This is a genomic window from bacterium, assembly GCA_022616075.1.
In the GTDB taxonomy this organism is placed as follows: Bacteria; Acidobacteriota; HRBIN11; order JAKEFK01; family JAKEFK01; genus JAKEFK01.
The window spans coordinates 1-9,099 of sequence record JAKEFK010000318.1; the positions used below are offsets into that span (position 1 = coordinate 1).

Sequence of the window (9,099 nt, forward strand, 5' to 3'; positions counted from 1 at the left end):
TCAAGCGCTGATGCCTCGCTGAGCCCTGCCTTGCTTACCGCCCGGTCGATCCTCTCATGAGTGATCGGAGGGGGCATTCCTTTGATCGTGGCAGCGCTGCCCGCTGCATCCGAATGCATATGGTGAGTGACTTCGTTGTACACGATGAGGAACATTTTGGCGAAAGGTGAATGCCGCCAGCGACCCGCAGCGCTTGCGAGTTCAGTCAGGGACGAAGTCTTACGAAAAATGCGGTAAAAGTGCCCGTTTTGACCTCTTGCCCGGCGAAAGGAAAAGTATTTGTCGGCGATGATCGCCCAGGAGACGATCGAGAAGAACAGAAGCAGAATCAGGACGCCTTTTGCAACAATCCCTGACCGCTGAATAATCGTCAGTATCGAAGTGTCAACGCCTTCTGCTGCTAACTGTGCCAAAAATGATATTAAAAGGAATCGCAAACAGAGCCCTCCCGCATTCGCGTTCCCCCATGTGGCAATCTAACAGAGGTCATGCCGCGAGTCAACGACGAATCTCTCATCAAAAGTAACTTTTTTCACCCGTTTTGCAATAGAGCTTGGCGTCTTGGCGCCTTGGCGGTTCATTCTTTTTCTTTACATTTAGACACGCAAACATTGCAATAAGATTTCAAGAGCCGCACAATAAGTTCATGGAATCATCGGTCAAACATTATCGTCTCGAAAAAGAAAAGCGATCGTTAATCAAGCGAGTTGATTACGAGTCTGAGCTGAACCCTCAACAACTGGAAGTTGTTGTCACGGGAGATGGGCCTGTTCTCGTCATCGCCGGAGCCGGCAGCGGCAAGACCCGCGCGATTGTCTATCGTGTTTCCTGGTTGCTCGAATCCGGAATCAATCCATCCGAAATCCTGCTCCTCACTTTTACCAACAAAGCGGCCAGAGAGATGCTTCACAGAGTTGCCTTATTGACTCAGATTGAAGTCAGCCAGCTCTGGGGAGGTACTTTTCATCACATCGGAAACAGGCTTTTGCGGCCTTATGCCGCGAAACTAGGATTGAATTCCAACTTCACGATTCTGGACCAGGCTGACTCGAAGGATGTGCTGGCCTCGTGTGTTTCAGAGCTCCATGGTGAAACCAAAATCAAACAATTCCCTTCCGCCGACATTTTGCAGGACATCGTCAGCTATTCCGTTAACACTACGAATGAATTAGAAGCCGTCGTTCATCTGCGCTATCCGCATCTTGAACCCGCGATAGTTTCCCTGTTGAACATCGCCCGCCGCTACCATGAAAAAAAGAAAGAAATGAACGCAGTAGATTTTGATGACCTTCTACTCGGCTGCAAATTCCTCCTGGAAAATCACCCCGAAATTCGCAAGTACTACTGTTCAAAATTTAAATACATTCTGGTGGACGAATATCAGGACACAAACAAATTGCAAGCCGACCTCGTGGATTTGCTCGCTTCAGAACAGAAGAACATCATGGTGGTAGGGGACGATACTCAAAGTATCTATTCTTTCCGGGGCGCGAATTTCGCTAATATCATGCGCTTTCCGGACCGGTATCCGGAGACGCGGCTGCATCGCCTGGAGTTGAATTACCGCAGCACTCCGGAAATCCTTCATCTGGCGAACGACATCATCGAAAACAACAAGGAGCAATTCAAAAAAACGCTGACCGCCACACGCCCCAGCATTCAATGGAAACCGGCTGTCGTGCCACTCCGCGACGCGGCCCAGCAATCCCAATTTGTAGCCCAAAGAATTCTTGAATTGCAAGACGAAGGGACCTCTTTGAATGAAATCGCGATTCTCTATCGCGCTCATTTTCATGCAATGGAACTTCAGCTGGAACTCACTCGCCGCGGAATTCCATTCGAAATTCATTCGGGAATTCGCTTTTTTGAACAGCGCCATATCAAGGACGTGATCGCTTACCTGAAAGTGTTGTTGAATCCATTCGATGAACTTTCGTGGAAACGAATTCTATTGTTGATTCCAGGAATTGGAGGAAAAACCGCAGACAAAATCTGGAAACAAATACGCGCGCGAGAAAATGCAGTCACCCAGCTTCGGCAGTATTCGGGTCTTGTGCCACGCGCTTCTAAAGGCGCCTGGGAATCATTTGCACAGCTGATGCAGGAGCTTTCCCACGAAGGTTTCTTGCAGCTTCCGGCTTCCGCCATTGATCATGTTTTTAAACATGGCTACGAGCAATATCTGGAGGCAAAGTTTCCCGATTACAAAAATCGCGAAGAAGACATTCATCAGATGAGCAATTTCGCGATGCAATTTGAATCACTGGAACGGTTCTTAAGTGAACTCTCCTTGCTCGGCCAGATCGAAGGCGAAGAAATCGATAGTGAAGCGCCTCAGGAACGGGTCAGACTCTCCACAATCCATCAGGCCAAAGGCCTCGAATGGCAGGCGGTGTTTGTGATTTACATGGTGGATGGTCGGTTTCCTTCCTCCCGTTCGATGAAGGTCCCCGAAGATCTTGAAGAAGAACGGCGCCTGTTCTACGTGGCTACGACTCGCGCAAAAAATCAACTCTACATGACGTACATACTTTTCTCGGAAAGTTACAATCAGGGCCCCTATTTTCACAGGCCTTCCACCTTCTTGAAGGAACTCAAGCGCGATCACTACGACCTGTGGCAAGTCGATGAAAGACTAGAGGTAGCACAAGGGTTGCCCGAATTCATCAAGGACGACGCCGCCGACTACTTCCAGTAACAAAGTAGCGCGGACGCCCCGTCTGCGCAGCGCTTACAAACTGTTTATAATCACAAACCACCCTAAGGCAAGAAAAATCCCAAGCACCGCATCAGCGGCATAATGATAGCGACCCATCACAGTAGAGACCGTGATGCTGATTGCGAGAAAAAGGAAAACCAGCCCTGCGATCCAGTGAATTTGAAGCATCGCCAACGCAATCGCCACGGATGCGGCAACGTGAGCGCTTGGAAATGTATTCACCTGAATGCTCGCGTGCTGAATCACAAGAAAATTCATTTTCCGCAGAGATCCGGGAAGTGAAACATCGCGGAATTTCCATGGTGGATAGGTCTGGTAGAGAGAAACAACAATGTGACAGAGAAAGGTCGGCGGCAGAACGATGGTCCAGAAAAAATCTACCTGATTTCGGAGATTCAGCGCATATAAAGTTGCGATCGCACCCGGCACAAGCGGATAGCAAAAGAAGTAAGCGATCTCCCAAAACAGGTTTACGGGAACAGGAAGTTTCGCAAACAATCTTTGATCAAAACGTTCCAGGTATGCCTGCAACTTCTCATTCGTCTTTGAAAAGAAACTTCCTCCTTGCCAGTAAACGAACAACATGAGGAGCGCAGGAATCCAATCCCGCAGGACTGTGAAGATTGTACCGAGCCAGATCAGAAGCATGCCGCAGATTCCAAGAGTTATTACGCGGATTCGCTGCCGTGGCGGAAGAGTGCGGATCAAACCGAGTACAAGGAAGAGAGCGAGAAATGCAAAACAGATCCACTCGGAGGTGCGCATCCGTCAGGAGACACCCAGAATGCGTGAGGCAATTTTCCGTAGAATCCGCCGGTTGTTTTGTTGTTCTCCAGGCATGAAAAGCCAGGCCAGCATCCTGACAGGGGCTGGCATTTGCTGCGTGGGAAAAAATGCTGTTAACGCTTCCCTTGGATTTTCCCGGACGAAATCCAGCAGCGAAACGCGATGGACGCAAGAAACCGTGCAGAACGGCGCGCAAGACTTTACGGTGGAGTACTCCCGCTTGAGGTCTTCCAGTGAATATTTTTCTAGCGGGATGGCGGGAAAGCCGCGCTGCTGCGAACAATAATGCACCAGGCCGTCTTCACAAATATACAGATAGCGGCTGCCCGCGCGGCATTTCCATTCGTTCGGGAGTCCCAGAGTCAGATTTTTTTGAAACTGATTGTAAAAAGCGAAATTCAGAAACGTTTGTTTTCCAAAACTCTGAGCTTCCTGATAAGCGGCGAGATGTTCCGGCTGCAGAGGTTTTAACTGCCCTTCTCCGTCATGAATGATTCCGACCGTGCTGGTGAGTCCCAGCTCTACGGCTCTGTGAGCCACTTTAACAGCGTCCTGCGGATTTTTGATGGAACTGCCCACCACAGAATTGATATTCACATGAAACTCCGCATAGGTGGAAAGCCACTGCAATTTCTTGTCCAAGACCTTCAAACTCTTCATCGAAACATCATCCGGATTCACGTTGTCCACGCTGATTTGAAGATGGTCCAGGCCCACTTTGTTGAAACGTTTGATCCGGTCCACGGTCAGTAAATAGCCATTCGTCAGTAGCCCGGCGAAAATACCGTGATCTGCAATCCGTTGGATGATGGCATCCAGATCCGGATGAAGCATCGGCTCACCGCCGCTTAGGTGAATCGCCTCGGTGCCCAGTCTTGCCAGATGATCGATGCGCTGCAACATCTCCTCTATAGGAACCGGCTTGGAGAAACTATCGAATTCGTTACAGTATGTGCACGAAAGGTTGCACCGCCGAATCGGAACCACGTGCGCAAGCACGGGATGGGTCGTGGATTTCAAAGCCCGCGCTACCATCCGCGCTTCTCTTGCTGTGCGTGCGTACGCACGGAACCGCCGCCGCAATAGAACCAGCATAAATTGAAGATATACTAATGGAGCGCGGGCTTCCAGCCCGCATTACGGACCGCAGGCATCTTGCCTGCGCACTTGAAGTCCGCGGCCCTTAATGCGGGCAAGATGTCCGCGCTCCGTATTATGAAAGGTAGGAGAAAGAGGACCATGGAAACAAAGACTCTCGGCACAGACAACACTATCAAAGACTTCAATCAAATTTCGGCATCAGCATCGACCGGCAACATCGATAAGATTCGCGACATTCTCTTCGGCTCGCAAATGCGCGATTACGAAAAACGCTTTACCAAACTGGAGGAACGCCTCCAGCGCGAACACCAGGAGCTGAAAGAAGAAATGCGAAAACGGCTGGATTCCCTGGAAAGTTATGTCCGGAGTGAAGTGGATGCTTTGAGCTCCCGGATCACAACAGAACAGGAACAGCGGGGGGATTCGTTGACCGACTTGTCCCGGGAAATGAAAGACATTGCGAAATCGCTCGAAAAGAAAAATGCTCAGCTGGATGAGTCGTTCAACAAGAACAATCGCGAGATGCGCCAGCAGGCTCTCGATCAAACCAAACAATTGATGGAAGAGATTCAGTCGAAGCATCAATCGCTTTCACAATCGCTGGAAAGGGCCGTACGCGAATTGACCGAAGAGAAGATGGAACGCAGCGGATTGGCCGATCTTTTTACCGAGATGGCCATGCGATTGAACAATCAGTTTCACATCAACACGGAAGAGGTAAGTGGAAATGAGTGATTCTCCTGAAAAAGGAGAAGGGACGGATAAAAAGTCCAACGGCAGCGACAAGCTGAATGAACTGCGGAACATCCTTTTTCCGGAGCGGGCGGAGCTCGACTCTTTGCAGGAGAAGCTGAATAACCCTGAAGTGCTTGCTGATAGCGTCAGCAAGATATTGCCGCAAGCGGTCCGGATGCGCGCCGGTCGCGATGAAGATTTAACGCAGGCAATATCCGGCACGGTGGAAAAAGCGCTCCGCGCTTCCGTTCGGAAGAATCCGCGTCCTCTAGCCGATGCAATTTTTCCCATCATCGGACCCGCCATTCGCAAAGCGATCTCATCGGCCATCGCCGGACTGATCCAATCGTTCAATCAAACCCTGGAGCACAGTCTGTCTGTTCGCGGCTTGCAATGGCGATGGGAGGCGATCCGCACAGGAAAACCATTCGCGGAAGTTGTTTTGTTGCACAGTCTGCTGTATCGCGTGGAGCAGGTGTTCCTGATTCACCGGGAAAGCGGTCTACTGCTGCAACATGTTAGCTCCACGTCATCACAATCGCCGGATTTGATCTCCGGCATGCTCACCGCCATTCAGGATTTTGTGAAAGACTCTTTTCAGCTCGGAGAAGCGGAAACACTGGAGACAATGCGCGTCGGCGAGCTGAGCGTCTGGGTAGAACAGGGTCCTTACGCGATTCTCGCAGCTGTGATTCGTGGTAATGCTCCGCAGGATCTGCGGTCCATTCTGCAAGCCACACTTGAAAAAATACATTTAGAGAAAGCCAGAGCTCTAGAAAAATTTCAAGGAGATACCACTACTTTTGAATCGATCCGGCCTGAGCTGGAAGAATGTTTGTTGAGCCAGTACAAAAAAGCAAAACAGAAACAATCCCGGCCCGGCTCTATTCTATTAGCAATCATCGTTCTTGGTCTTCTATTATGGGCCGCATATCTGATCTGGGAAAAGTATCGCGTGAATCAGTTTGTGAACCGGCTGAACAATGAGCCGGGCATTGTAATTACCACTGTTGAAAAGCAGGGTGGAAAGTACAATATACAAGGCTTACGCGATCCGCTGGCAATGGATCCGGCAGCATCGATTGCGTTTTCCGGCCTGAGGTCCGATAAGCTTGTTTTTACATGGGAACCGTATCAAGCGATTCATCCGCAATTTTTGCTGATGCGCGCGAACGCTGCTTTGAATCCACCAGATACCGTTACCCTGGAACTGGATAAGACAGTACTGGTTGCCAGAGGAAAAGCACCGCACAGATGGATCACCGAAAGTAAATCTCTGGCGCGAGCAATTACCGGCATCTCTGGTTTTAACGATGAGCAGTTGATCGAACTGGAAGCGGAAGAAATGTACACGTTGAAAAAGCAAGCTGAAGAAAAGGTGTTGCGTTTTGTTGTCGGCACCGCTGATCTGGTCCCCGGCCAGGAGCAGGAACTGGATGCGATTGCGTTCTTGCTCGCGCGTCTCATTGCGAAGGGAGACGAGATGGGCAAACAAGTGAGAATCGAAGTTGCAGGTCATACCGATACCACAGGAAACGAAACCGGGAATCGTGAGTTGAGCCAGGCGCGTGCAGATGCCGTTACGTATTTGCTCAATGAAAGTGGGATTTCACCGCAATCCTTTCAAACGATCGGAAAAGCATCAGATGCGCCTTTGCGTCCGGAAGCCAATGAAGAGGACAGAGAATGGAATCGCAGCGTGACTTTTCATCTGAACTGGAGCGATCTCAAGGATGATCGATAACTTCCCCGATCCTGTCATCAGTTTTTTGCGAAGGCTTCTGCTGGAAAAGCGGGATCCAGCGTATCTTGTACTCGACCGCGAAGGTCGATTGCTGGACTCCGGAGGAAAGCTGGATCTGTACGGCCTGCAAGGGCTCAAGACGGGGGAATTTTTAAGCGAACAGATGCATTTTCTGCAAGGGATGCTCCCTTTCGAGTCCGGTGAAGTGTCGCTGCCGTTTATCGAAATGACTCGCGATACGTACGCGGACATTCATCTTTTTCAAAACGGCGATTTCCATTACGTCTTGCTGGTGGATGTCACAAGCGCAGGAGTACAACAGTCGATTCTCCAGCAAAAAGCCAACGACTTGAATCTCCTGAAAAATCAGCGATCCGGCCTTGAAAGGCTCCTTTGTGAGATCGATCTGCTTTTTCTGGAAAAGACAGGCGACCTCGCATTTGATGTGATCGGAAAAGCGCCGGCATGGATCGAGCTTTGCGGACTGCGACTGAGTCCGGATGGGCAATTTCGATTGGTGAGTGAATTGGAGTTTTTGTACAACTTTGCCGGCCGTGCGGAAGAATTTTGGAGAACGGAAGGAAAGGCTCGTTTCAAATCGGGTCCGTGGATGATCAGCGATAACGCAGGAAAAGAATGGCAATTTGAGGCAACAGCTTTTCGCAATGGCGACAGAAAAATTATTCTGGTTGAGCCTGTGGTTCAACACTGGGATGCGCGATTCGATCTTCTTCAAAAAGCGCGTGAAAGCAGTTTGAATTACCGGAAGCTTGCGAAAAAGGAAAAGGCTTTGCGAGAAAAAGAGCTGCGCAGCCGCCTCTTACTCAAAGCTGTTCCTGATTGGATTTTCGTGATCAACGCTGAGGGAAAAGTGCTTGATTTGAAAGCGAGCATGGGAAAGAACCCTTCCATTTTTACAGAATTTATCGGACAGCCGTTATCAGAAATCTTTCCTAAAGAGGCAGCAAGAAAGATGATTGACTGCGTTGGACTCGCCCGTTCGAGCCAGCAACTTCAATCCTGTACGTTTGAGCTTGGTCCAGCGAAAGCAAGCATTCGCTATGAAGCTCGCGTCGTGCCGGCTGGTCCGGATGAGTTTGCGGTGATCGTTCGCGACCTGCCGGAATAAACGAATGAATCCTTTCCTTCTTTGCATGTTTGGACCGATCAAAGGGAGCCGGATTGAACTTCCGGACGAAACGATTGTGCTCGGGCGGGAGCGAAGCAACGCAGTGTACATCGGTGATCTACTCCCTTTCGCGAAAACACTGTTCCTTTGAGAAACAACAGGACAGCTATATCGTTCGCGATTTGCAGAGCAGGAATGGTGTATTTGTAAACGGCATTCCAGTTCATGAGCGCGCTCTGAATCATGGCGATCGAATCGAAATTGGCACCTCAACCTTTCTCTTCTTGCTAAACGAGGAGAGCTTTCCCGAATTTCCGCTTGTCGATAATTCGCTTCAAGCCGGTTCCACTCTGACTCTGCGGATTGAGGATTCTGTTTACCTGGGCGATACGCCTTCTTCTGCTACAAAGTCTGCAAAAGTGCTCGCCCGTATCAGCAAGACCCTTATTGGCGCCACGGACGCTGTGGCTTTTTGCGAAAAACTATTCGACTTGCTAAAGGAGTTCATAGCTTATGAACGCGCTTCCATCATAGAATCGAATGGAGAAGGAATTTTAGCTTCGCGTTTCACAAAAAAGGAATATGTTCAAAAATTCAGTCAAAGTCTAAGCGAAAAAGTAATCCGTGAAAAGGTTGCCCTTCTTGCTTCCAATTTTGCTCTTCCGGAATCCCTTTCCGGTACCGAGATCCAGGCTGTGATCTGCGTTCCTTTTAGCTGGCTCGATCAAGTTTTGTGTCTGCTATACATGGATACCACGGACCCACTTGGATTTAAGGAAGATCATTTGCAGATCGCTTCTGCGATTGCTGCTCTGACGTCTCCGGTTTTACAGCATCTTCGTGAGACGGAGGATCTACGACGCCAAAACCAGCAACTGAATGAGA

General features: G+C 49.7%; 9 protein-coding genes. 6 read left to right on the top strand and 3 right to left on the bottom strand.

The window, feature by feature from the left end:
- A partial coding sequence (locus tag L0156_25245) for a hypothetical protein (GenBank protein MCI0606306.1) occupies positions 1-413 on the bottom strand: 413 nt, incomplete at its 3' end.
- 233 nt (positions 414-646) lie between these two features.
- On the opposite strand from L0156_25245, the gene L0156_25250 reads away from it, so the two are divergent.
- Positions 647-2,698: an ATP-dependent helicase gene (locus tag L0156_25250; protein MCI0606307.1), complete on the top strand. Its 2,052-nt coding sequence runs from the start codon at positions 647-649 to the stop codon at positions 2,696-2,698.
- 33 nt (positions 2,699-2,731) lie between these two features.
- On the opposite strand, the gene L0156_25255 is transcribed toward L0156_25250, so the two are convergent.
- Both L0156_25255 and L0156_25260 read right to left on the bottom strand, forming a co-directional pair.
- Positions 2,732-3,367, bottom strand: coding sequence for a phosphatase PAP2 family protein (locus L0156_25255; GenBank protein ID MCI0606308.1), 636 nt, complete (start codon positions 3,365-3,367; stop codon positions 2,732-2,734).
- 120 nt (positions 3,368-3,487) lie between these two features.
- Positions 3,488-4,600 (bottom strand): radical SAM protein, encoded by a 1,113-nt coding sequence (locus L0156_25260; GenBank protein MCI0606309.1) that lies wholly within the window; start codon positions 4,598-4,600, stop codon positions 3,488-3,490.
- 144 nt (positions 4,601-4,744) lie between these two features.
- Here L0156_25260 and L0156_25265 point away from each other — a divergent pair, with 144 nt between their 5' ends.
- The 5 genes from L0156_25265 to L0156_25285 all read left to right on the top strand — a co-directional run.
- The gene (locus L0156_25265) at positions 4,745-5,341 is read left to right on the top strand and encodes a hypothetical protein (protein ID MCI0606310.1); all 597 of its coding nucleotides are present in this window, start codon (positions 4,745-4,747) and stop codon (positions 5,339-5,341) included.
- Complete coding sequence (locus L0156_25270; GenBank protein MCI0606311.1) at positions 5,334-7,085, top strand: OmpA family protein; 1,752 nt, start codon at positions 5,334-5,336, stop codon at positions 7,083-7,085. The genes L0156_25265 and L0156_25270 overlap by 8 nt, the downstream gene beginning before the upstream one ends.
- The gene (locus L0156_25275) at positions 7,075-8,214 is read left to right on the top strand and encodes a hypothetical protein (protein ID MCI0606312.1); all 1,140 of its coding nucleotides are present in this window, start codon (positions 7,075-7,077) and stop codon (positions 8,212-8,214) included. Before L0156_25270 ends, L0156_25275 begins: the two co-directional genes overlap by 11 nt.
- Positions 8,215-8,218: 4 nt before the next feature.
- Positions 8,219-8,365 carry a hypothetical protein gene (locus L0156_25280; GenBank protein MCI0606313.1) on the top strand — a complete coding sequence of 49 codons (147 nt, stop codon included), beginning with the start codon at positions 8,219-8,221 and terminating at the stop codon, positions 8,363-8,365.
- Positions 8,328-9,099, top strand: a 772-nt coding sequence (locus L0156_25285) for an FHA domain-containing protein (GenBank protein ID MCI0606314.1), incomplete at its 3' end; no start/stop codon positions are given. The genes L0156_25280 and L0156_25285, both read left to right, overlap by 38 nt.